This window comes from Bradyrhizobium sp. WYCCWR 13022 (assembly GCF_030435535.1).
Taxonomy (GTDB): Bacteria; Pseudomonadota; Alphaproteobacteria; order Rhizobiales; family Xanthobacteraceae; genus Bradyrhizobium.
This window is the reverse complement of record NZ_JAUIZJ010000002.1, coordinates 249,405-272,295: the sequence shown is the minus strand read 5'-3', so window position 1 is coordinate 272,295 and position 22,891 is coordinate 249,405. Positions and strand designations below refer to the sequence as shown.

Here is a 22,891-nt window from a genome sequence, read left to right as displayed (position 1 = left end):
TGGACAAAAATCCAAATACAGGTCAATGGATTTCGCGGGACTTTTCCGCCGCATTGGAGACCCATTTGGACGCCATCACGGCGGCGTCCGCGAGGTCCTCCCGCGCGGGCGGACGGCTGAGACACTTTTGGGGAATTCATGCGGCGACGGGTGTTCGAGTTACGAAATGCGGTCCTGCGGCAGTTCGCCGCCTCGTTGGCCGTCTCCTCCCTTGTCCTTCTGACCAGCCTCGGCGGCGCCTCCGCCCAGAGCGGCACGCCGGCCCCTGACCAGGGCAAGGCCGCTGCACAGCCCGCCGATGCCGCCAAGGAGGCGACCGCCCAGAGCCAGCGCCGCACCGACGAATTCGCCGAGGCCGCCCAGGCCATCAACGGGCCCGCCGGTAACCCGGAATGCGTCTGGCTCGGCCGCCGCGTGGTGCGGCTGATGTGGCGGGATGATCTCGATACCGCGTTCCGCCATCTCGACCTCTATGATCGCTTCGGCTGCCCCGGCGGTCACATCCAGGCCGCGTTCCGCTGCCTGACCCGCTTCGGCGCCCAGATCGATCCGAAGGTCGCGGAAACCCTGGACAGCCGGGTGCACGCCTGCTGGATCAATCCGGCCGCCCAGCCGCAACAGGCGGCGACCACCGCCTCCCAGCCGCCAGCCGCGCCAAGCACCGGCAATTCGCCGGCCCCTCAGCCAGCCGCCAGCCCGGCGCCTGCGGCGAGCCCGTCACCTGCCCCCCAGAAATAGCCGCGATCGTTTCAGCCTCCGTTCAGGAACGATCGGTCATATCTGCGGTTGGCACTGCCGCGCTTCCAAAAAGCTCATGCCCTGATAAGGACATGAGCCCATGACAGTTGTGAAACCGCGCCGCAGAGGTATGCTCCATTTGCCGCGGACTTGGTCGAATCTCGGGGTCGGATCCGCTTCCCTGACCCCTCAGCCCCTTTTGGTTTAGCCGCGATGCGCGTTGTCGCCGCCGTTCTGTTGTTCGTGTCCGTGCTCCACGCCGGCCTTTGGGGAGTCCTGCGCGACAAGGAACCGGCGCCTGATTTCAAGGGCCTGTTACCCAGCGTCTCCTACGCACCGTTCGAAGGTTCGGCCCACCCCGACATCGACAACATCCCGACGATCGAGAAAATCCGCGCCGACCTGAAGAAGCTGTCGACGATGACGCGCGCGATCCGCCTCTATTCGTCAACGGGCGGCGTGGAACTGGTTCCGCCTATCGCCGCGGAGTTCGGCCTCAAGGTCACCGTCGGTGCCTGGATCGACAAGGACCCGGATCGCAACGAGCGCGAGATCAAGGCTGCGATCGAGCTCGCCCGCAAGAACAGCAACGTCAACGGCGTCGTCGTTGGCAACGAGGTGATCTACCGCGGCGAGCAGAAGGTCGAAGATCTCATCGAGATGATCAAGCGGGTGAAGAGCGCGGTCCGCGTCCCCGTCACGACAGGCGAAATCTGGAACATCTGGCGCGACAACCCCGACCTCGGCTCCAACGTCGATTTCATCGCCGCGCACGTCCTGCCCTATTGGGAAAATTTCCGCTCGGACCAGGCGGTCGACCAGGCCGTGGATCGCTACAACCTCTTGCGCAATCAGTTCCCCGGCAAGCGCATCGTGATCGCCGAGTTCGGTTGGCCGAGCGCCGGCTATAACTTGCGCAACGCAGACCCCGGTCCGTTCCAGCAGGCCCTGACGCTGCGCAACTTCGTCAGCCGCGCCGAAGCGATCGGCATGGAATACAACATCGTCGAGGCGATCGATCAGCCCTGGAAGTATTTTGAGGGCGGCGTCGGCCCGTACTGGGGCATCCTCAACGCCAACCGCGAGCCGAAATTCGCCTGGACCGGCCCGGTCGAAAACCCCGACTATTGGAAGCTGATGACGATCGCGCTTTTGGTCGGCATCCTCCTGTCGCTGCCGATCCTGCGGCTGGAGCAGCCGACCGCGAAACAGGCGTTCGTGCTGTCGGCCGCCGCCAACGGCGTCGGCGCCTGGGCCGCGACCGTGTTCGCATTCTGGAACGGGCACTATTTCATCTTCGGCTCCGCCTTCGCGCTGACGCTCGGCATGATTCTGCTTGTTCCGCTCGTCCTCATCGCGATGGCACGCATCGACGAGATTGCAGCGGTAGCGTTCGGCCGGCCGCCGCAGCGGCTGCTCGCCAAGGACAAGCCGATCGAGAACGTGCCGGAAAACTACTATCCGAAGGTCTCGATCCATATCCCGGCGTATTTCGAGCCGGTCGATATGCTGAAACAGACGCTCGATGCGCTGTCGCGGCTCGACTATCCGAACTACGAATGCGTGGTCATCATCAACAACACGCCGGATCCCGCATTCTGGCAGCCGATCCAGGACCATTGCCGCGCGCTCGGGGAGCGCTTCAAGTTCATCAACGCCGAGAAGGTGCAGGGCTTCAAGGCCGGCGCGCTGCGCATCGCGATGGACCGCACCGCTGCCGATGCCGAGATCATCGGCATCCTCGATGCCGACTATGTCGTCGAGCCCGACTGGCTCAAGGACCTCGTGCCTGCTTTCGCCGACCCGCGTGTGGGTCTCGTGCAGGCGCCGCAGGAGCATCGCGACGGCGACCTGTCGATCATGCATTACATCATGAACGGCGAATATGCCGGCTTCTTCGACATCGGCATGGTCCAGCGCAACGAGCTCAACGCCGTCATCGTGCACGGCACGATGTGCCTGATCCGCCGCGCCGCGATGGACATGGCCGGCGGCTGGTCATCCGACACGATCTGTGAAGATTCGGACCTCGGCCTTGCGATCCAGGAGCTCGGCTGGACCACCCACTACACCAACCACCGCTACGGCAAGGGCCTGCTCCCCGACACCTACGAGGCCTTCAAGAAGCAGCGTCATCGCTGGGCCTATGGCGGCCTCCAGATCGTCAAGAAGCACTGGCGGCACTTCCTGCCCGGACGGAGCCGGCTGACGCCCGACCAGAAGCGCGAATATGGTCTCGGCTGGCTGAACTGGCTCGGGGCCGAAAGCCTCGGCGTCGTCGTGGCGCTGCTCAACCTCGTCTGGGTGCCGATCGTCGCCTTCGCCGACATCGCAATTCCCGACAAGATCCTGACGCTGCCGATCATCGGCGCCTTCGTCGTCTCGCTCGTGCACTTCCTGTCGATGTACCGCGCGCGCGTCGCGATCAAGCCGGGCCAGATGCTGGGCGCGATGATCGCCGCGATGAGCGTGCAGTGGACGGTGTCACGCGCGGTCGCGCAGGGCCTGATCACCGAGCACATCGCGTTCGCGCGGACGTCCAAGGGCGGCCTGTCCAGAATGTCGATCGAGTTCCAGGCGTTCTGGGAGGCCGTGATCGGCACCCTGCTCCTGGTCGGCGCCGGCGTGCTGATCGCCTCCAACTCTTTCCGCCAGATCACCGAGATCTACATCTTCGCGGGCGTGCTGGTGCTGCAAAGCCTACCGTTCCTGGCGGCGGTCGCGATTGCAATCCTCGAGCTCAGCCGCATCAACTCGTTCCAGTTCTGGCGCGACAGCGCTATCCGTACCGCCGAACTGATCGGCCTGCGCCCCGTCGCGCTGCCGACGCCAGCTGGTACCGGGCAGCAGCCGGTGCCGAGCGAGGTGCGGCGGGAAGCGAACTGACGGGGCAGATTTGGACGCCTCGAACCCCGGGACTAAAAGTCATGGGGTCTTTGGACGTGGATGACGCACCGCCAATCAGGTTGAAAACCTCGGCCTAAGCGATGGAAGCGGCAAGCAAATCCTCGCTACTGCCGCGTGTTTTGGCAACCACTCCTGCTATTGACCTCAGCGCCCCATCCCCCTACACAGCGCGGGCCGAAAGCATGATCCGGAAACAGCCGGTTTTCCCCGCGACGCAAACCCTACGCGCAGCGGCAAGACATGCTTCTCGAATGTCCGAAGACGATGGCGATCGATCTCTAGAGCCATCAGCGGCCATGGGAGCGCGTAGCTCAGCCGGTAGAGCACGTGACTTTTAATCACGGGGTCCTGGGTTCGAGCCCCAGCGCGCTCACCAAATCTTTCCCAACGATCGATGGTCAAGTCGGGTTTCAGCGTGAACCCGCCTGCGCGGTTCACGCAAATGCAGCCCCGAGCAATCGACCCCGGCGCGCCTTCAGCTCTCCGGCGCGGCAACCGTCGCCGGCGCGCTCAACGGAGCGCCGCCAACCGAAACCGGCCCGACGGATTTCGACTGCCGCTCGAGCATCCGCTTGCGCAAGGCCGCCGGCAGTCCATAGCGAGCATGCGCTCTCCGAATGGAAGCCGTGACGTCCGACATCATCGTGTTTTGCAGCGTGTCGATCTTCGCGATCAACGTCGAAAGCTGCGGCGAGATCTTCTTCACGTCGCCCCGCTCGTCGGTGATGCTCTGCCGGAGCGACACGAGGACCGTCGAATCCTGCTGCCGCAAAGCCGTGTTTTGCTGCAGGGAGGAATTGATCTCCTGCAGAGCGGCCGCCTGCTGCTGCTGGGCCGATTGGATCTGCATCAAGGCAGCGACAACGGGATCCGGCTTTGGCGCGACGGCTTCCCGGCTCGGAAGCAGCGCGGCCAGGTTGCCGATGTCCGGCACCGAAAGATCAAACGGCGATGTATAGATCGCCGCTGCGCCGTTGATGGCCAGGGCACACACTGCCAGGGCAAGGACCGATTTCCGGCTCGAGTGTTTGCCGGGTGCCGGCGCTTCCGGGGCTTCAAGCTCGGGTTGGGGTTCGGACGCCGCGGCCGCAAGTGCTGCTGCGTCGAGGTGCTCGGCAAAGCACAGCGTGTCTGAAGACGTGGTCATCTGCATTGACCTCATGAGCGAGCAAAAGGAGGCCGTCGCCGGAACGTCCTCGCGACGCCTCCTTTACGCAGCACTCACTTACACAACTGCATAAAATTGTGGGCATTTCGGATTAATTCCACGTTAGCGACGTAGCCGTCCGGCCTGCCCTGGAACCCCGGCCGACTACGGAGTTGCGTCACCTCAGGGAGATCACGATGGTGCCGAGATTGGCGGCCAGCTCCAGTCCCGCCTTCGGGCCCTGGAGCACGATCGTGACGCCCTTCTCGTTACGGAGGTGGACGCCGTTGACGCCGCCGACCAGGGCAAGGCCGCCGCCGACGGAGCTGTAGGTGCCGGCAAAATCACCGACCTCGCGGATATCGGAAGCCCAGCCGTCGAGACGACCGATCGTGGCGCCGGCCGTGATGCCGAAGCTCAGGCCCGTGACCCTGAACGGATAGGTCTTGCCGCGATAGACCAGCGTTCCGTTGCCGATACCGCCGCCGACCAGCAGGCCGGCCTTGACGATCTTGACCCGGACATGGCCGGCCGCCTGCGCGAATGATGGTGTCGCAGGGACTGCGAGCCCGAGCGCGAGCAGGAGCATCGCCATCAGACGGAGCATGCGCACACGCCGTTCAGGGCTTTGCGGCATCGACCTTCTTCCAGGTCTCATCGGGGTCGAACAGCGTAGTGCGCTCGGCGATGAACTCGGTGCGCTTGCCGAGGTCCTTCTGGTAGACGGTGCCGGCATGATTGACCAGGAAGGTCATGATGCCGGAATTGCCGTATTCGGCGGGCCAGGCGATCAGCGCGAAGCCGCCGATCATCCTGCCCTTCACGACATAGTTCAGCGCGCCGCCGGGCGCATCGCGGCCCTGCCCTTTGAGGATGTGGAAATAATAGCCATGGTAGGGCGCGGGCCCGACGTCGCCGGACTTGTAGCCCTCCCTGGACGCATCGGCCGCAAGCGCCCCGAGCGGGCTCGGATCGCTGTCGTCGCGCCAGAACAGGCCATCCTTCTTGCCGGGCGAGGAGACGATGCGCTGGGCATAGACGCCGACGCCCTCACCGCGGTCCTTGTCGGCATATTCGTTCTGCGCGTCGACATAAGCGAGCGCGGTCTGGATCGCGTCGAGCTCGTTGCGGCCGATGCGGCGGCGAAGCACCTCGATCCGTCCCTCGTCAGTGTTGAACTCCCACCCGGCCTTGCCGTTGACCAGCGGAATCGGGAACGGGAAATCATCCGGTCCCAGCATCAGGGTTGCGGTCTTGTTGCCCTCCGCCTTGATGCCGTGCTTGGCCTCGTACAACGACGTGAAGCGCGCGCGGATATCCTTGTCGGCGACCTCGTCGCCCGAGGAGACGATGTCCTCGGCGGCCCTGCCGAGCACTTTCAGGATGTCCTTCGGCCCGCTCTTGACCGCTGCGGCGAGCGCAGCGGCGGCATCCTCCGGTGATTTGTAGGATTCCTGTGCGAGTGACGGTGAGCCGCACAGGCTGAGCGCCACGATGCCGGGCAGGAACGCGCGATGGAGCGATTTCAGGCCGTTCATCGCAGCACCTCCGCAGGGATCTTCGCGCCACCGGCGAGCCAGTCGCGGTAGGTGCGGAACGTCAGCCCGAGCTTGTCGTAGTAGACGCGCAGATAACCATCGCTGCCGCGGGTCACCGCGTCGGGCATCACCTGCTCGACCTCCTGCGCCATCACACCGACATAGGCCTTGTCGCTGCCGATATAGCTGAAGCGATAATAGCCGAGGCCACTCGAGAGATGGCCGAGCAGGACGATGTCGTGCTTCAGCGCGATATCGGACCGCCGTCCACCGCCGCCGCCTCCACGACCTCCGCCGCCTCCGAAGCCGCCGCCTCCACCACGCGCAGCCATTCCACCACCCCCGCCGCGCCCGGCCATGCTGGGCCCGCCGCCGCCACCGCGCGGCATGCTCGCCATGCTTGATCTTCCACGCGCCGATGCTGCGGCGGCCGACCGGCCGGAAGAGACGTTCATGGCGCCGCCGCGATTGCCGCCACCGCGGTTGGCGGCAGCACTGCCGCCAGCACGGTTTGCAGCCTTGGCACGGTCACCTCCGCCCTTGGCACGGTCGCCGGCGCCGGCACGATCACCGCCACCGGGCCGATCCCGCGTCCCTGCGCTCGGGCGATCGCCGGCACCCGGACGATCCGCACGATTGCCAGCGCCGCCGCGATCACCGGGGCCGCCACGATCCCCCGCGCGATCGCCTGCTCGATCTCCCGGGCCGCCCTGGCTCGGGCGCAGCACCTGGTTGCCGTCACGGCCGCGGAAGTCCATCCGGTCGGACGCGCCGGCCCTGATGTTGGTGTTGCCGAAGCGGTTCTGAACGTTGGTGTTGTTGTAGCGCACCCCGCCGCGATGCGCCGGATTGTGCTGCCAGCCGCCACTGATGTTGGTGGTGCGATGATTGACGTAGACGTTGCGGTTGCCCCAGTTGCAGCCGCCGCCCCAGTAATTGCCCCAGCGCCCGATCGCCCAGGCGGTGCCGAAGGCGATGCCGGCCGCGACCATGCCGGCGCCGATATAGGACGGATAGCCCCAATAATACGGAGGATATTCCGCATAGGGCCAGGTGCCGTAGACCGTCGCCGGATCGTAGTACGGCACGTACATCTCCGCGGGATCGGCCTGCTGGATCACGACGACCTGCTTGCCTTCCTGGGACTGGACGCTGACCTTCTGCTGCTTGGTCGTGACCAGCTTCTTGTTGTCATAGGCCTTGTTGCGCAATCGCTGGATCGCATCCATCACGTCGGGCTGCTGGGCGAGAAAGGCATCACCGAGCTTCTGGGTCCAGTCGAGCTTGTCGCTCATCATGGCCAGAACATCCGCCGTGCTGGCGAGCGCCTTGACGCTATCGTCCCAGCTCTGCTTGTCGACCTGTGTCTTCAGCGCGTCGCCCTTCAGGCTCTTGTTGTCTTTCAGCCAGCGATCGGCCTGTACCACTTCGAGCGGATAGGTCGAGGCGGCCAGCACATTGGCAAGGAGCTCGTCGGGATAGAGCGCGATCGGCGCGACCAGAGCCTCGAGCTGCTCCGGCTTCAGGAGCTCGGCGGTCGGCGCCGGTGGCGCTGCGGGCTGGGCCTGCGTCGTTGGAGCGGCCGGCGTGGTGGCCTGAGCGATGGCAGCGGTGGGGACCGCCAATGCCAGCGCAAGCGCCATGAGGATCTTGCCGCAGCGAAACATCACGACCTCCACAAAGCTTTCCGTTCGCGACCATCGGGCCGGAGGACAGACGTTCGTTGATCGAGATCAACGAAATCACGCCGCCGCACCTGACGCGGTCGACATAACCGGTGCCATCGCGAAACTGCCGCGTGAGATCGAAACTGTAGAACTACCGCCCGTTACCGCATGATCGGCAGCCTGACCGTGAACAGCGCCCCGCCGGCCGGCAAGTTCTCGGCCGCCATCGTGCCGTGATGGGCCTCGACAATCGTCTTGGCGATCGCGAGCCCCATTCCCATGCCCTCCGGCTTGGTCGTGAAGAAGGGATTGAAGACGTTTGCGAGATCGCCTGCGGCAATGCCGGGGCCGGTGTCGGCGATCCTGATCTCGGCCTGGTTGCCGGCGCGATACGTCGTGACGCTCACCTCCCGCTTCTTCATGTCCGCATCGGAAATTGCGTCCATCGCGTTGATGATGAGGTTGAGAATGACCTGTTGGAGCTGGACCGGATCGCCCTTGACGGGCAGATCGGAGACGGCAGGCACATAGCTCAGCGTAATGCGGCGGCCATCGGCGACCGCGGCCGCGAGCCCGATCGCCTCCCACACCGTGCCGTTGAGCTCGAGATTTTGGACCTCGAACGGGCTCTTCCTCAGCACGCTGCGCAGGCGGCGGATCACCTCGCTCGCGCGCTGGTCGTCACGCTTGATGTCGGCGAGGATTTGCCCGATTTCGTCGAGATCGGGCGAGGCGCCTTTGAGCATGAGCTCGGCCGTCTCGGTATTGGTCAGGATGGAGCCGAGCGGCTGGTTCAGCTCGTGGGCGATCGACGTCGTCAGCTCGCCGACGGCCGAATAGCGGTTGGCGTGCGCGAGTTCGGCCAGGCGTTGGCGTGACTCGACTTCGGCGATCTGGCGGCGGCGCCGCTCGTGCAGCAACCCGCTGATCAGGCCTGCCTGTACCAGGATGATGGCGGTGATCAGCAGCATCTGCCAGCGATAGCTTTCCCACATGGTCGGCTCGCGAAACAGAATCTCGCTTCCCGCGGGCAGATTGCTCTCGCTGATCCCCCAGCGCTGAAGCTCCCGCCAGTCGTATTTGGGTGGCGCAAACCCGATCGGCTGGTACTTGATGCTGGACGGCCTTTCACCACCGAGGATGCGGATGGCGGCATCGACCGTCTTCTGGGTCGTCTCTGCCGTGGAATGCATCGGGCCTCCGACGGTGCTGCCGCCGAAGAATGGCTCCTGGTAGGAAAAAATCGGCGCGTTTGCGACTGCATGCAGGCTGCGCAGCGCGATGTCGCCCTCATGGACGATTCCGGCGGCATCGACCGACATCAGACCCCAGAACAACACGGTGTGCGGCGGAAGCTTCGCGGCCCGCTTCAGGATCTCCTCGAACGACAGGTCCGAATACCAGACGATGGTGAGCCGGTCTGCGAGCGGCTTGAGTTCGCGTGCCACTTCATCGATCCAGTACTTCTCCAACGGAGAAGCGCCGATCACCACGGCAACCGTCCTGGTATCCGGCATCACCTGGAGAATGTTCTTGAAGGCCGCCATGAAATCGTTGCGAACCGACACGACGACGTCGTCCCCGGTGAGATCGGAACGATTGACCAACCGCTCCTCGACCACCGTCAGCACCATCGGCGTGCCCGGAAACAACTTGCCCCGGTATCTCTGCACGAACCGCGCCGCCGGTGCACCGATGCTGATGACGATGTCGGGCAACGAGCCCTGGTAGAGCGAGGCCAGGTATTCGATGAAGGGGGCTTCCGGGCCGGGATTGTTGAACCGGGCCGTCAGCAGAGTGTGCTCCTGAATGTCGAGTGGCCAGGGCGACTGCCGCTCGAGCTCGGCCTTGATGCTGCGCGCATATTCGCTCCATGGGCGGAATTCACGCCCGAAGGAATGCAGCACCAGCACGCGCTTGGCCTCCCGGCGCGGGATTACGTCCGGCTCGTCGGCCCTGGCGGACGCGGACAAGACGCAAGCGAGGAGCAGCAGGGCAAACAGCAGGTCACAACGACGCAACGCGGCCGCGACCGCCCACGGCTTTACCGATCCAATGGTCACGCGCCGGCTCATTGATCTCCTGGGCAGCTTCAAACGGCCGCTCCCCCAGGCAATCCTAGCGGCAATTGCAGGGCTCCAACAGCCTGCAGACCGCGCAACATTATCCCGGATTTGCCGGGCAGCGGTGATAACGGATCTCCATGTCCTCCATGCCCGGGAACAGGCGGACGAGACTATCGGCTTCGAGCTCCTTCAGGCTGAGTTGGACGCTGGAGAGCATGATGTCGGTCGCGCAGGCCGCGATCAGATTGATGTTTGGTCCGCTGTCCTTGCGCGCCTTGATCCGGCAGCGCGCGAATTTGCCGATGATCTGGTCGCCGTCGACGATGAAGCCGCCGCCGAAAACCTCGGACATGTCGGTGAAGCCGATCTGGCCGCCTTTGCGCTCGAAGACTTTTGGGCAGTTGTTGGCGTCGGTCGCCCATGGACCGTTGAGATCGAGAGCCTGGACCTTACTGCTGGTGACAAGCAACGAGGCGAACAGGAGGCCACCTAGCACGATCGATTTGCGTGGATTCATCTTCCATTCCCTCGCGCTTTCAATGACCGCTGAAAACCAGCGTCTTGATGGGCATCAGCAACGCTTGAATACGCAGCAGCAACGCGTGCACGAGGCCGACGCCGTCAATCACGTGCAGGCCGATCGCCCGGCTCGTGCTGGTATGCTCCGCGGCGATTTCCTCATGATTGCTTGTATAGGCGTTGACGATGCAGCTGCTTCCCGGCGTAACGCCGTCGAGCCCGTTCTTGTAGAGCGGTTCGAGGAACACGAGGATCGTGCCGGGCTTGGGACCGTTCTGAACCTCGAGCAATTGCTGTCCGGTCTGGAATTGTCCCGCAGCGATGTAATCCTGCACCGTCGTGATCACCATCGGGATGATGACCCAGGGTTTGGAGATGCAGGCAGCTTCCGCCACCATCCCTGCCTTCAACACACCCGCCTCGATCTGCCCGTAGCCGGCTTGCAATATCTTTCGGCCCGCTTCCTCCGGAATGAGAACCCCCGCAGGACGCATCAACTGATTGACGACGTCGCCGGGACGGATCAGGAATTGCTCGACCCGGCCATCGACACCGGCATGGATAATGGTCTTGTCGAGGTCGACCTGGGCCTGATCGAGTGCCGCTGCGGCGCTGGCCTTCTGCGCCGGCAGCAGAGTGGAGACCTGCAGGCTCGCGGACTGCTTCGCGGCGGTCGCGGCATCGACGCCGGCTTGACGCTGATCGACCAGCACCTGCAGCTTTTCGATGTCGCGTTGCGGAACGATGCCGGGATTGCGGCGCTGTAGCTCGCTCTTGACGTCGAGCTCGTCCTTGGCCTGCTGAAGATTGGCTTTCGCCTCCCCAATTTGCGCCTCCGCCTTGGATACGTCGGCCTGCGCCGTCTCCATCGCGGCATCGACCTCGGCAACTTTCCGCTTGGCGGTTTCGAACGCAGCCTGCTGCTTGGAGCTGTCAAGCGTGAACAGCACGTCGCCCTTCTTCACTGGCTGGCTGAAACCGACCTTCACTTCGGCAACCCGGCCCGATCCCTCCGGCAGGATCGGCACGGTGCGGAAATAGAGCGTGGCCGACTCCGTGGCCGGGTGGAAGTAGAAGATCATGGTGATCAGCGAAATCGTCAGCATCAGGCACCCGGTGATGCCCCAGCGCAGCTCATACCAGACCGAGAAGAAAGTGATCTCCTTGCCGAAGCGTTTGCCCTGCGCATAGCGGCGATAGAGGTAATCAGGCAGGATCGTCAGGAGCGAGCAGAACATGAGCTCAAACATGGCTGGGCTCCTTCTCCTGCGGGGCGGAGGCCTTGCCGGCCGGCGACGGGGTTTCCGTCGGCTCGCCCTCCTCTCCCGGCGTCGCGTCGGCGATCTTCTCGACGGAATCGGCGATGCTGCGCAGCGGCGTACCGAAATCGGGGATATCGATCAGCGCGATCAGCAGGCCTGCAATCCAGAAGATGTGCATGTGCGTGAACAGCGAGATCAGGCCGAGCACGGCGACGAACTCGAACTGGAGCTTCTGCGACTTGTGCGCCATTCGCTCCGGCAGGCTATGCAGCTTCCAATAGAGCGTGCCGACCCACAGGAGGGTGCCGATCAGGAATATCCCCATCACCACCATCAGCGTATCGGTGCCGCTTCCCGGCGCGAGATAGAACGGCAGGTGGTGCGGCGCCATCGGATTGAGCTGATCGTTCAAATGACTCTCCCGGCCAGACTTGCACTTGCGACACCTTGTTCGCGAGACCGGCCGGTTTGCTTGATTTGAATCAAGGGAATGCCCGTCGCCGGACATAGCGTTTGTGAATGCCGAATGAATAGTCACAGGGAGTCATTGCCATGTCCGGCCTCGATGATCTCATTCCAGATGCCAAACAGATCCGAAAGGAAGCCGCCCTCAAGGAGGCCGAGAAGGCGGAGGAATATGTCCGTCTCGCCGCGGCCGCCGAAGCCGAGAAGCACGCCCTGATCGAGCGCCTGAGCAAGCCCTCCGGCAAGAGCGAGGAGGAAAAGATCAAGCTCGCCGCAACCGTCATCCAGCGGGCCGTGCGCAACGGACTGACCGAGGTGCTCGTCTATCGTTTCCCCAACTCGCTCTGCACCGACAAGGGACGCGCCATCAATCAGATGGAAAAGGGTTGGGAAAAGACGCTAACCGGCATCCCCAAGGAAATCTTCCAGCTCTGGGCCGATTATCTCCAGCCGCGCGGTTATCGCATTGCCTACCAGGTCATCGACTTCCCCGGCGGCATCCCCGGCGATATCGGCGTGACCCTTTCCTGGGACAAGTGATTTCGGGACGAGCGACGAACGCAACAGCGAAGGGACAGGCATGGCCAAGGACAAGCCCACGGAGAAAATGAAGCGCAAAGTCTACGAGAAAGAGCTCGAAAAACTCCAGGTCGAGCTGTGTCACCTCCAGGAGTGGGTCAAGGCGCAGAAACTCAAGGTGATCATCCTCTTCGAGGGCCGCGACGCTGCCGGCAAGGGCGGGACCATCAAGGCCTTGACCGAGAAGGTCAGCCCGCGCGTGTTCCGCGTCTGCGCCCTGCCCGCGCCCTCCGACCGGCAGAAATCGCAGCTGTTCCTGCAGCGCTATATCGAGCAATACCCGGCAGGCGGTGAGATCGTGATCTTCGACCGGAGCTGGTACAACCGCGCCGGCGTCGAATATGTCATGGGTTTCTGCTCGCCGGCCGAGCACAAGCGCTTCCTGGAATTATGTCCGCAAGTCGAGAAATTCGCCGTGGACGCTGGCATCATCCTGATCAAGCTATGGCTCGAGGTCGGAATGGAGGAGCAGGAGGTTCGCTTCAAGGCGCGCATCGAGGATCCCCTGCGGCAATGGAAGCTGAGCCCGATGGACACCGAGTCGTTCGGGCGCTGGTACGATTATTCGCGCGCGCGCGACGTGATGTTCGAGGCGACCGACACCAAGCACGCGCCATGGCGGCTGATCCGCTCCGACGACAAGCGGCGGGCGCGCCTCAACGTCATCTCGCACATCCTGCAAACGATCCCCTACAAGAAGGTCAAGCGCGAGAAGGTCAAGCTCCCGCAGCGCTCCCACAAGGGACGCTACAACGACCAGGCCAGCCTGCGCGGGCTGAAGTTTGTCGAAGAGCGGTACTGAAACTGCACAATCCTGAAATGCGAACGGGCTGCGGCGACGCAGCCCGTTATATTTACACGCCTCGTTCGTGAGCTTACTTCAGCTTGATGGTAACGCCGCCGACTGCCGCCGATACTTCGGCGCCGACCTTCGGTCCGCTGAGCTGAAGGATCACGCCATTGCCGTTCTGGAGCTGCACGGCGCCACCGCCAGCGGCGATCGCACCCCCCGCTCCACCGGCTGCATAGGAGCCTTCGATCGATTGCGGCCCCTTCAGATTGAGCGCACGGCCGACCAGCTTGGTGGTCGAAGCACCGATGGTGAAGCCGACACTCATGCCGGAGACGGTGAACGGATATTTATGGCCCCGGTAGAGCAGCACGCCCTCCCCGCCACCAACGCCGACGATGAAGCCCCCCTTGGTGAAGACGACGGCGACCTGGCCGGTATCGGCGCGCGAGGGCGTGCTGAAACCGGCGGCGACCGCAAGCGAAGCAACCACGGCGGCTCCGATAGTCAATTTTCTCATAGCATTCTTCCCCTTTGTTCACTGCGCCAGCAGCATTGCGAAGTAGCCGAAGATCGTGAGCAGGATGCCCGAGACGGCATAGCCGACCGGGAATCCGATCCAGGGCACGGAGCTCTGGATCTCAACTGCGGCCTCGCGGCACGGGCCGGAATGCGACCGCGCACCGGCAACGCCACCCATCAGTACGGCCGGGTTGATCTTGAAGACGTGGAAGCCGATCGCCCAGACGATGAACGGCGGGATCGTGCAGGCGATGAAGCCGACGATGAATATCTTGAGGGCGACCGCACCGGTGAGCTGAGCCAAAAGGCCCGCACCGGCATTGACGCCAACGATCGCAACGAAGACCACCAGACCCAGATCCTCGAGCACGTTGCGCGCTGCATTCGGCGTATTGCCGAAGAACCGCAGCCGCGAGACGATCGAGGACACGATCACGCCGGACAGCAGCAGACCGCCGGCATTGCCGAGGCCGACCTTGGCACCAAAGGCCGGGAATTCGACCATGCCGATCAGGAAGCCGATGATCATTCCGACCGAGAGTGTCAGCAGATCCGTCGACGTGTTGGTCCGCGCGATGCGGCCCCACATGTCGCCGAGTTCATTGACCGCGGACTTCAGGCCGACCACCGAGACGATGTCCATCCGCTCCAGCTTGGTCTTGAGACCAGCCGGAATCTGGACCCCGCCGCGCTCGACCTTGGTGACTTGCAATTGACCCGCGATTGCGGTGTCGCGGAAGGATTCGAAAGTGCGTCCCACCATCTCCTTGTTGGTGACCAGGATGTCAGCCTGGTCCATGGGAATGCCGAGCGTCTTGGCATCCGCGACCTCAGGGCCGATCAGGCCCATCTTGTCGGTGAGACTTTCCGTCGAGCCGCCCAGTGCGACGATGTCGCCCTTTTGCAGCACGAGATCGGCATCAGCGCCTTGCGGTTCACCGTTACGCCCGACATTGACGATCCGGTATTCCGGATTCATGGCGCGGAACTTGGCGATGCTGATACCCGCCGTCGCCGGGTTTTCCAGCCTATAGGCCCGGAGGCCGAACTGGCGGTAGCCGGTCAAGCCGCCTCCTTCGAGATCCTTGACGCCGAACTCCTGCTCATACTGCCTCGCGGCAGCGCGGGCGTCGACGCCCCACCAGCGCGGTAGATATTTGCAGATCAGGATGATGCCGACGGTACCCCAGATGTAGGTGATGCCGTAGGAGAGCGCGATCATGCCGGAAGCCTCTTCAGGCTTCATTCCCGCGGGCAGCTTGACGACACCTGACGTGACGGCTTGTTCGGCGGAGCCGATCGCAGCCGACATGGTCTGCGATCCTGCCAGCATGCCACCGGCCGCACCGACCGGCAGATTGAACATCTTCGTGCCAATGACCACCAGCGCAAGACCAAGGACACTCGACACCACCGCCAGAATGCAGAACTTCAGTCCGTCACCCTTCAGGCTGTTGATGAAGGACGGACCGACGCGCAAACCGACGCCGTACATGAAGAGGTAATAGAACAGGCTCTTGGCAAAATTATTCAGTTCGAGCTTCACGCCGTAGGTCGACGCCCAGACGGACAGGCCCGCACCCACGATGATGGCGCCGGCGACCATGCCGAGGCCGTAACCCTTGATGCTGGCCCGGCCGATATAGACGGCGAGGCCAACGACGAAGAACAGCAGCAGATACGGATACTGCTGCAAGAACGTGAAGAACGCCTGCATGTTGGTCCCCCTTTCGGCTTATGACGCGGCCTTGAGCTTCGGCGTGGCGCCGGGCTTCGGCCGGCCGAGTTTCGCCAGGGCTTCAGTGCGCACGAGCTTCAGTCCTTCCTTGGCGTCGTAGCCGTGGATCTCCTTCACATCGAGCTTGCGCATGAAGTCGATGGTTTCCTGGGTGATCACCTGACCGGGCACCATGATCGGGAAGCCCGGTGGGTACGGGATCACGAAGTTCGCCGAGACGAGCTCGGGTCCGGCCTTCAGCCGCCGGTCGATCTCGGGATCGTTGAGACGGATGTGCTCGCAGCCCGCGATGTCGTAGGCGGCGTAGAACCCGGTGCGGATATCGCCCTCGTTGGTCTTGGCGCCGGCATCGCCGCGGAAGCTCGGGTGGAATTGCGAGAAGTTCGGCAGATCAGGCACGTCCTTCATCAGGCTCTTGACGCGCGCCTCGAAGGTCTTCCGCGCATTTTCGCCGCCCTGCGTCAGCCCACGATCGACCTCGCCCGCGATCTCGGCGAGGACGCGGATGAGATGCGCGACGTCGCTCCGGGTGTTGTTGATGTTGGACTGAACCAGGACCGAGTTGCGCGAGGTCTTGTTGACCTGGATGTTGTACTCGTTGGCCAGGATGCCCTTGAACTGGGTGCCGTCGAAGCCGGCCGTGCCGCACACCAGCGTCATGCGGGTCGGATCGAGACAGAACTCGTCCTCGTCCAGGCTCTTGATCGCATTCGCCCAGTTCACGCCATCGGCGAGATAGTCGGTAAAGCCGCTCTGGCGATATTGCGCCGGAACCATCGCGTCGGCCGGGAGCACACGGAAGTATTTCGAGAGCAGCGGATTGTTGTTGACCGCCTGGCGGATCGCGAACGCAATCTCGATCGCATTGGCGACGAGGCCATAGCCTTCCAGCTCCATCTGCCGCCGCGAGATGTCGAGGCTGGCGATGAGTTGCTGGTTCGGGCTGGTGGAGGCGTGGGTGAACACGGCCTCCTTGAATTGCTGTTCGACGGTGTGGAATTCGACGTCCTTGACCGACAGCATCGAGCCCTGCCGGATCGCCGACATCGATTTGTGGGTTGAGTTCGTCTGGTAGACACGGAGACGAATTCGCCGCGGATCGGGAACCAGCCTCGTCTTGAGCAGCACCTCGTCCGTCGGATTCTTGCCGAGCTGTGCCTGTTGCTTCTCATACGCTTCGACCGACTTCGGATCACGCATCCACGCCTCGATCTCGTTGGCGGCACCCAATCCGGTACGGCGGCGCAGGAACGGCGAGAAACGCGCGAAGCCGAACCAGGCCTCGTCCCACAGGAAGATCAGGTCGGGCTTGATGGCGAGACATTCCTCCATCACCCGCCGGGTGTTGTAGATATGGCCGTCGAAAGTGCAGTTCGTCAGGTCGACCATCTTCACGCGATCGAGCCGGCCGTCAGCCCTGGCGTTCAGCAGCGCCTGCTTGATTGTCTTCAGCGGCACCGCGCCGTACATCGAATATTCCGTCATCGGGAAGGCTTCGACATAGAGCGGCTGGGCGCCGGCGAGCACCATGCCGTAATGGTGCGACTTGTGGCAGTTGCGGTCGACGATCGCGATGTCCCCCGGCGCGAGCAGCGCCTGCACCGCCATCTTGTTCGAGGTCGAGGTGCCGTTGGTGACGAAGAAGACGCGGTCGGCGCCAAGCGCCCTCGCCGCCTTCTCCTGCGCCTTCTTGATGTTGCCGGTCGGCTCCAGCATGCTGTCGAGGCCGCCCGTGGTGGCGCTGCTCTCGGCCAGGAACAGGTTCGGGCCGTAGAACTCGCCCATGTCGCGGATCCAGTCGGACTTGAAGATCGATTTGCCGCGGGCGATCGGCAACGCGTGGAACGTTCCGATCGGACGCTGCGCGTATTTCTTGAGGTTGTCGAAGAAAGGCGTGTCGTAGCGATCCTGGATTCCCTCGAGGATCGAAAGATGCAGCTCCAGCAGCTCCTCCACCGAGTAGAAGATGCGGCGGACGACATCCGCCTCGGGATTGCCGGCGAGCTCTTCGACGTCGCGGTTCGAGATCATGTAGAGATCGAGCTCGGGCCTGGCGCGCTTGATGATCTGGGCGAGGCGCAGCGCGGAGGCGTCGGATTCGTCCTTGAGGCCGGCCGAGGCCGTCATCGACCGGAGGATCGGCGCCTCGTGCCGCGAGCGGAGCCCGAAGCCTTCGTTGATGATGACGGCCCCGAGGTTGGGATTGAGCATGGTCGCGCAGAAGGCGTCTTCGAGACTGCCGACGATGACGGGCTCATAGATGAAGCCGTCCTCGGGGCGGCGCAGCTTGCGCCATTCGGCCGCGAGCGCCGGCCACTGGCTGGACGACACGCCAGTCACAATCAAGGTTTCGAAATAGGGCCGGCGTGCCTTGTGCGCACCGAAGGTGGGCGACACAAGTTCGGGCACATCGCCGTTGCCGTCGTCCTTGGCATTCCAATCGCCGGCGTGTTGACGAAAGGATCGCGTCACCAGGGCCTGTGTGATCCGCGACGCAAGCGACAGCGATGCCGCCGCATCGCCGCTCGAGGCTGCTTCGCGCAAGGCGCCCATCAACTGCAGGCCGGGATAGCCATGGAATTCTTCGGTGGCCGATAGGTTGGCCAGGGCCGCATCATAGGCCGCACGATTGCCGCCGCGGGCCCACGTCTTCGCCGCCTCGACCAGATCGCGCCAATCGTCTGCCCGCGCGCCGGGACCGGAAAAGAACTGGTCGATGCGCTTCTGCGCGGCTTTGGTGTCCTTGGACATATGTCTCTCCCGATCCTTTGGGGCGAAAGGTGATGAGGGATCGTGCTTTTGGCGCCGATCGCTCCATTGATCCAAGTCAACGGTCGCATGCATTCTCGAAATGCCGTGCGGTGCTATTCGCGCTGCAGCAGGCTTGTCATGTCGCCGGCCGGTGGGAGGAAGCGCGTCCAGTTTGCTTCATGTGACCGCCTCACGTGGCGTCACTTCGCAGCGCAGCAGGACAATCAGCAGCGCAACCACGGGAATGCCGAGCGCGACGTTGGGAATGGCCTTGGTCGCGAAAGCACCGGCAGCCGCGCCGCAGCCGAACACCGCGCACAGCGCGAAGAAAATGGCGGACTTGCGCAGCGCCCCCAGCGGCGCACCTCCGTAGACCACGGCGAAGATGTTCTCGACGGTCTGGCGCATGTTGCCGGTGATCATCACCGTGCTGCACGCCGCGCCCTCGACCCTGATGAATATGGCCGACTGCATGGCCGCGACCATGGAAATACCGAGCGTTCCAGCAAGGTCCGGCACGCGGTTGTGCAGGATGCCGATCACGATCAGAAAGACGATCTCGACCAGGACACTGAGCGCACTGGCGCGCTCCCCGGCGACACGGCGCAACCAGGCAGCAATCACAATGCCGACCGTGAAGGCCAGGATCGGCGGCACGAAGTGAACGGCCTTGATCCAATCGCCGGCCATCGCATAGACCCAGAGAAAGATCACATTGGCGGTCTGTGCATTCGCCATGACGCCGTGGATGATCCAGGTATAGGCGTCGATGTAGCCGCCGGCAAAGGCCAGAAGCAGGACGATCTCAACCGTTTCGTCTCGGCGGATCGCGCCGGCGGCGACGTCCATGGTACTCATGTCGACAATGCCGGCTGTGGCAAATAGTGCATACCTCATTGGCGGCGCCTTGACGCCCGCGATGCTTGATCTGGATCAAGCAAATGTTTTCCTGCCGGCACTCAAATCAGTGCAGAGCGCCGGGGGACTGCAATCATGGATACTGTCAGGTGGATCATCACCACCGCTCCGGAAATTTTTCTGCTGCTGGCGATTGCGCTCGGCACCATCCTCGGCCGGCAGAAAATTCGAGGCTTCTCGATCGGTACCACCGCCTGCATCCTGATCGTCGCGGTCCTGATCGGGCAACTCGGAACGTTCACGTTTCCATCGCTGTTGCGGGTGATCCTGTTCAGCCTGTTCGTGTTCACGATCGGCTACCGCTCGGGTCCGGAATTCTTTGCCTCCCTGAGCATTCGTACGCTGGCGCAAGTGGCCATGGCGCTCGTGCTCGGCGGCACCGGGCTCGTCATCGTCTTGATCTTCGCCCACAGCTTCAAGCTCGATCCCGGCACGGCTTCCGGCATCGCCGCCGGCGCGCTGACGCAGTCCTCGGTGATCGGTACCGCATCCGGCGCGCTGGCCCAGCTCGGCCTGCCGGCCGACGTGCTGAAGCAGCAGGAGGCCAACATCGCGGCCGGATACGCCGTGACATACGTCCTCGGCTATATCCTGACGCTTCTGTACGTCCCCTTCGTCGCGCCGAAGCTGATGCGGATCGATCTGAAGGCTGAGGCGAAGAAGCTCGAAGCCGAGCTCGCTGGCGGCGATCCGCCCCGAAGCGAGAATCTCTCCTATCGCAAGTTCCAGGCCCGCGCCTATCGCGTGACTGCAGGCGCCGGCCGCACTGTCAAATCCATCGAGGAGGAGATCGGTAGCCGGACGGTGATCGATCGCATCGTCCGTGGCGGCACGGACATCGAGCCGCATCTGGACACGGTCCTGGAATCCGGAGACGACATCGTCATTACCGGCCGCACTGCGGTGATCGTCGCCGCCAAGCCGATCATCGGCACCGAGATCGATGCGGACGAAATCCTGAAGGCGATGCCAGGGAACGTGCTCGAGGTGCTCGTCGACAGCCGTCATCTTCACGGCCGCTCGATCAGGGAGGTCGCGGACCAGGTCGGCGGCGACGCACGCGGCGTGTTCCTGCGCGCCCTGACGCGGACGGGCCGCGAGGTCCCCCTGAGCGCGGAAACGAGGGTTTACATCGGAGACGTCATGACCCTGGTCGGCAGCACGCGCAACATCGAGCGGGCAGCGAAGAGCGTCGGCCAGATCCTCCGCGCCGGCGACCGCGCCGACATAGCCTTTCTTGCCGCTGGTATCGCTGCCGGGCTTCTGATGGGTCTCCTCAGCTTCAAGGTCGGCGGCATCGCGTTGACCCTCGGTGGCGGCGGCGGCGCCCTGATCGCCGGCCTCGCCTGTGGCTGGCTCCGCGCACGGCGGCCGACCATGGGCGCATTGCCGCCGCAGGCACAACAGACCCTGAGCGATCTCGGCCTCGGCGGCTTCATCGCCGCCATCGGGCTTGGCAATGGTGCGGCGGCTTGGTCCGCCATCCAGGCTCATGGGCTGCTGCTGGTCGGCATGGGCCTCGTCATCACGGTCGTACCGCTCATCGTCGCGACGCTGTTTGCGCGCTACGTGCTGCACATGAATCCGGTCGTGACCTGCGGCGCGCTGGCCGGCGCCATGACGGTCGATGCCGCCGTGACCGGCGCATGCGACGTGGCCGAAAGCCAGACCCCGGTGCTGGGCGTCGCCGTTCCCTATGCGGTCGGCAATGTCATCCTGACCGTGCTCGGGCCGATCATCGTCGCTCTGACCTACACGGGCTGAGGGACGCTACGATGCATGCGCTTGCAGTTGCAATCCTCCGGCTCCTCACAGCGACCGTGGCGCTGGTTGCGGCATTCGCCCTGCCCGCGCATGCCGCGGACGAGGTCCGCATCCAGGAGGAGATCTGGGCGCTGCCGCTGCCGCTGCCGATGTTCGCCTATCTGGTCCGTCCGGTGGGTGACGGCCCCTTCCCGCTGGTGATCATGAATCACGGTGTTTCACTCAATCCGACCGAACGGAGCTTCTTTCCGCTGGTTGAATTCCGCGACGCAGCCCAATGGTTCGCAAAACGCGGCTATCTGGTGGTGGCGCCGGTCGGCAGCGGCTATGGCGCCGCCGCCATCGACATTCCCGAACGGGCGCTCTACGGCCCGTTCTTCTCCAAGATCGGCAAATGCATCAACCCCAACTTCCATGCTGCAGGACTGGCAGTCGCTCAGGCCGATCTCTGGATCATCGACTACCTGGCCGCCGAAAAGCGCATCATTCCGAAGGACGTGATCGTGATCGGCCAGTCCGCCGGCGGCTGGGCGTCGATCGCCCTGTCGAGCCTGAACCCGCCGCCGGTAAAGGCGATCATCGCTTTCGCCGCAGGCCGCGGCGGTCGCGTCGGTGGCAAGCCCAACAACAATTGCGCACCTGACAAGCTGGTCGAAGCAACCGCGGATTTCGGCCGCACCTCGCGGGTGCCGATGCTGTGGATCTACATCGAGAACGACACGTTCTTTGGCCCTGATCTGTCGAAGCGGATGCGTGACGCCTTCACGGCCGCCGGCGGCAAGGCCGAGTACCACTTGATACCACCGTTCGGCAACGAGGGTCACTTCTTCATTGGCTCACCGGACGCGATCCCGATCTGGTCGCCAATAGTGGCGAAATTTCTCGATGCGCAGAAATAGAACCCGGGCAGGGAGACGCAAGGATGCCCAGCACCCATCGCAATCTCGTGGCTCTTCCCGTCGCCATCATCGCCGCGACGTCGGCGCTCCCCGGGCGCGCGGCCCAAGCCGATAAGCCGGCCGAGGTCGCGACGCGCGGTCAACGCGAGGCCAAGGACATCACCTACGGCGACTGGCAGAAGCTGTGCTTCAAGGCAGGTGGGGCACCGACCCTGTGCCGGACTTCGATCACGGGCAAATTCCCGACCGGTCAGATGGCCATACGCATCGACCTGATCGAGCGCGAAGGCACCTCGACGGCGCGACTGCAGCTCTTCGTACCCGTAGGCTCGTATCTGCAACACCCGGTCAAGCTAACCATCGACCACGGCAGCCCCATCCGCGTGCCATACACCTGGTGCCTGACGAATACCTGCATCGCCGCAGACGTCGCACCGCCAGAGACCATCAAGAAGCTGGAGACTGGAAAGACCTTGACGCTGGAAACCGTCGACTCCAACCTCCTGGCGCTCACGACATCAGTGCCACTCGCCCAATTTGCGGCCGCTCATAAAGGCGCTCCAGCCAAGGTTCTGGAGCAGTACGTCGACGAATGAGCGACCGTAGCTGGCAATAGGTCGC

At 63.6% G+C, this 22,891-nt stretch carries 19 protein-coding genes and 1 tRNA gene; 8 read left to right on the top strand and 12 right to left on the bottom strand.

The features are described 5' to 3' along the window. Window positions 1-138 precede the first annotated feature (138 nt). The 3 genes from QY049_RS02290 (at window position 139) to QY049_RS02280 (ending at window position 4,021) form a co-directional block, all read left to right on the top strand. Window positions 139-738 carry a beta-1-3, beta-1-6-glucan biosynthesis protein gene (locus tag QY049_RS02290; protein ID WP_258761557.1) on the top strand — a complete coding sequence of 200 codons (600 nt, stop codon included), beginning with the start codon at window positions 139-141 and terminating at the stop codon, window positions 736-738. Window positions 739-951: 213 nt separating this feature from the next. After that, the gene (locus tag QY049_RS02285; RefSeq protein WP_301268753.1) at window positions 952-3,624 is read left to right on the top strand and encodes a glycosyltransferase; all 2,673 of its coding nucleotides are present in this window, start codon (window positions 952-954) and stop codon (window positions 3,622-3,624) included. 321 nt (window positions 3,625-3,945) lie between these two features. Further along, window positions 3,946-4,021, top strand: a tRNA-Lys gene (locus QY049_RS02280). Window positions 4,022-4,120: 99 nt separating this feature from the next. On the opposite strand, the gene QY049_RS02275 is transcribed toward QY049_RS02280, so the two are convergent. The 8 genes from QY049_RS02275 to QY049_RS02240 form a co-directional block, all read right to left on the bottom strand. Then, window positions 4,121-4,798 carry a hypothetical protein gene (locus tag QY049_RS02275; protein ID WP_301268752.1) on the bottom strand — a complete coding sequence of 226 codons (678 nt, stop codon included), beginning with the start codon at window positions 4,796-4,798 and terminating at the stop codon, window positions 4,121-4,123. 172 nt (window positions 4,799-4,970) lie between these two features. Next, window positions 4,971-5,399 (bottom strand): hypothetical protein, encoded by a 429-nt coding sequence (locus QY049_RS02270; protein WP_367401169.1) that lies wholly within the window; start codon window positions 5,397-5,399, stop codon window positions 4,971-4,973. A 13-nt stretch (window positions 5,400-5,412) separates the two neighbouring features. Further along, entirely contained in the window at window positions 5,413-6,330 is a 918-nt protein-coding gene (locus QY049_RS02265; RefSeq protein WP_301268750.1) for a DUF2950 domain-containing protein, read from the bottom strand. Then, window positions 6,327-7,997: a DUF3300 domain-containing protein gene (locus QY049_RS02260; RefSeq protein WP_301268749.1), complete on the bottom strand. Its 1,671-nt coding sequence runs from the start codon at window positions 7,995-7,997 to the stop codon at window positions 6,327-6,329. Before QY049_RS02260 ends, QY049_RS02265 begins: the two co-directional genes overlap by 4 nt. A 161-nt stretch (window positions 7,998-8,158) precedes the next feature. After that, window positions 8,159-10,072 (bottom strand): HAMP domain-containing sensor histidine kinase, encoded by a 1,914-nt coding sequence (locus tag QY049_RS02255; RefSeq protein ID WP_301268748.1) that lies wholly within the window; start codon window positions 10,070-10,072, stop codon window positions 8,159-8,161. Between the two features lie 88 nt (window positions 10,073-10,160). Continuing rightward, entirely contained in the window at window positions 10,161-10,580 is a 420-nt protein-coding gene (locus tag QY049_RS02250) for a hypothetical protein (RefSeq protein WP_301268747.1), read from the bottom strand. A 19-nt stretch (window positions 10,581-10,599) separates the two neighbouring features. After that, window positions 10,600-11,832 carry an HlyD family secretion protein gene (locus QY049_RS02245; protein ID WP_194475834.1) on the bottom strand — a complete coding sequence of 411 codons (1,233 nt, stop codon included), beginning with the start codon at window positions 11,830-11,832 and terminating at the stop codon, window positions 10,600-10,602. Beyond that, the gene (locus QY049_RS02240; protein WP_194482733.1) at window positions 11,825-12,235 is read right to left on the bottom strand and encodes a hypothetical protein; all 411 of its coding nucleotides are present in this window, start codon (window positions 12,233-12,235) and stop codon (window positions 11,825-11,827) included. The genes QY049_RS02245 and QY049_RS02240 overlap by 8 nt, the downstream gene beginning before the upstream one ends. Window positions 12,236-12,396: 161 nt before the next feature. Between QY049_RS02240 and QY049_RS02235 the strand changes: the two genes are divergently transcribed. Both QY049_RS02235 and ppk2 read left to right on the top strand, forming a co-directional pair. Then, window positions 12,397-12,849, top strand: a complete 453-nt coding sequence (locus QY049_RS02235) for a hypothetical protein (protein ID WP_194475833.1) — start codon at window positions 12,397-12,399, stop codon at window positions 12,847-12,849. A 40-nt stretch (window positions 12,850-12,889) separates the two neighbouring features. Then, window positions 12,890-13,690: a polyphosphate kinase 2 gene (ppk2, locus tag QY049_RS02230; RefSeq protein ID WP_194475832.1), complete on the top strand. Its 801-nt coding sequence runs from the start codon at window positions 12,890-12,892 to the stop codon at window positions 13,688-13,690. A gap of 73 nt (window positions 13,691-13,763) precedes the next feature. Here ppk2 and QY049_RS02225 read toward each other — a convergent pair whose 3' ends face one another. The 4 genes from QY049_RS02225 to QY049_RS02210 form a co-directional block, all read right to left on the bottom strand. After that, window positions 13,764-14,198 carry a hypothetical protein gene (locus QY049_RS02225; protein WP_194475831.1) on the bottom strand — a complete coding sequence of 145 codons (435 nt, stop codon included), beginning with the start codon at window positions 14,196-14,198 and terminating at the stop codon, window positions 13,764-13,766. An 18-nt stretch (window positions 14,199-14,216) separates the two neighbouring features. Further along, on the bottom strand, window positions 14,217-15,917 hold the full coding sequence (locus QY049_RS02220) for an aspartate:alanine exchanger family transporter (protein WP_301268746.1): 1,701 nt from the start codon (window positions 15,915-15,917) through the stop codon (window positions 14,217-14,219). 18 nt (window positions 15,918-15,935) lie between these two features. Continuing rightward, a complete protein-coding gene (locus tag QY049_RS02215; protein ID WP_301268745.1) occupies window positions 15,936-18,689 on the bottom strand; it encodes a decarboxylase in 2,754 nt (917 codons plus the stop codon). A 177-nt stretch (window positions 18,690-18,866) separates the two neighbouring features. After that, window positions 18,867-19,547 carry a YoaK family protein gene (locus QY049_RS02210; RefSeq protein ID WP_301268744.1) on the bottom strand — a complete coding sequence of 227 codons (681 nt, stop codon included), beginning with the start codon at window positions 19,545-19,547 and terminating at the stop codon, window positions 18,867-18,869. Window positions 19,548-19,682: 135 nt separating this feature from the next. Here QY049_RS02210 and QY049_RS02205 point away from each other — a divergent pair, with 135 nt between their 5' ends. From QY049_RS02205 to QY049_RS02195, 3 genes are read left to right on the top strand one after another with little or no spacing between them, the layout of a single operon-like run. After that, a complete protein-coding gene (locus QY049_RS02205) occupies window positions 19,683-21,371 on the top strand; it encodes an aspartate:alanine exchanger family transporter (RefSeq protein WP_194475827.1) in 1,689 nt (562 codons plus the stop codon). 11 nt (window positions 21,372-21,382) lie between these two features. Further along, window positions 21,383-22,270: a S9 family peptidase gene (locus QY049_RS02200; RefSeq protein ID WP_301268743.1), complete on the top strand. Its 888-nt coding sequence runs from the start codon at window positions 21,383-21,385 to the stop codon at window positions 22,268-22,270. A gap of 23 nt (window positions 22,271-22,293) precedes the next feature. After that, window positions 22,294-22,866, top strand: a complete 573-nt coding sequence (locus tag QY049_RS02195; protein WP_301268742.1) for an invasion associated locus B family protein — start codon at window positions 22,294-22,296, stop codon at window positions 22,864-22,866. The last annotated feature ends 25 nt before the right edge of the window (window positions 22,867-22,891 follow it).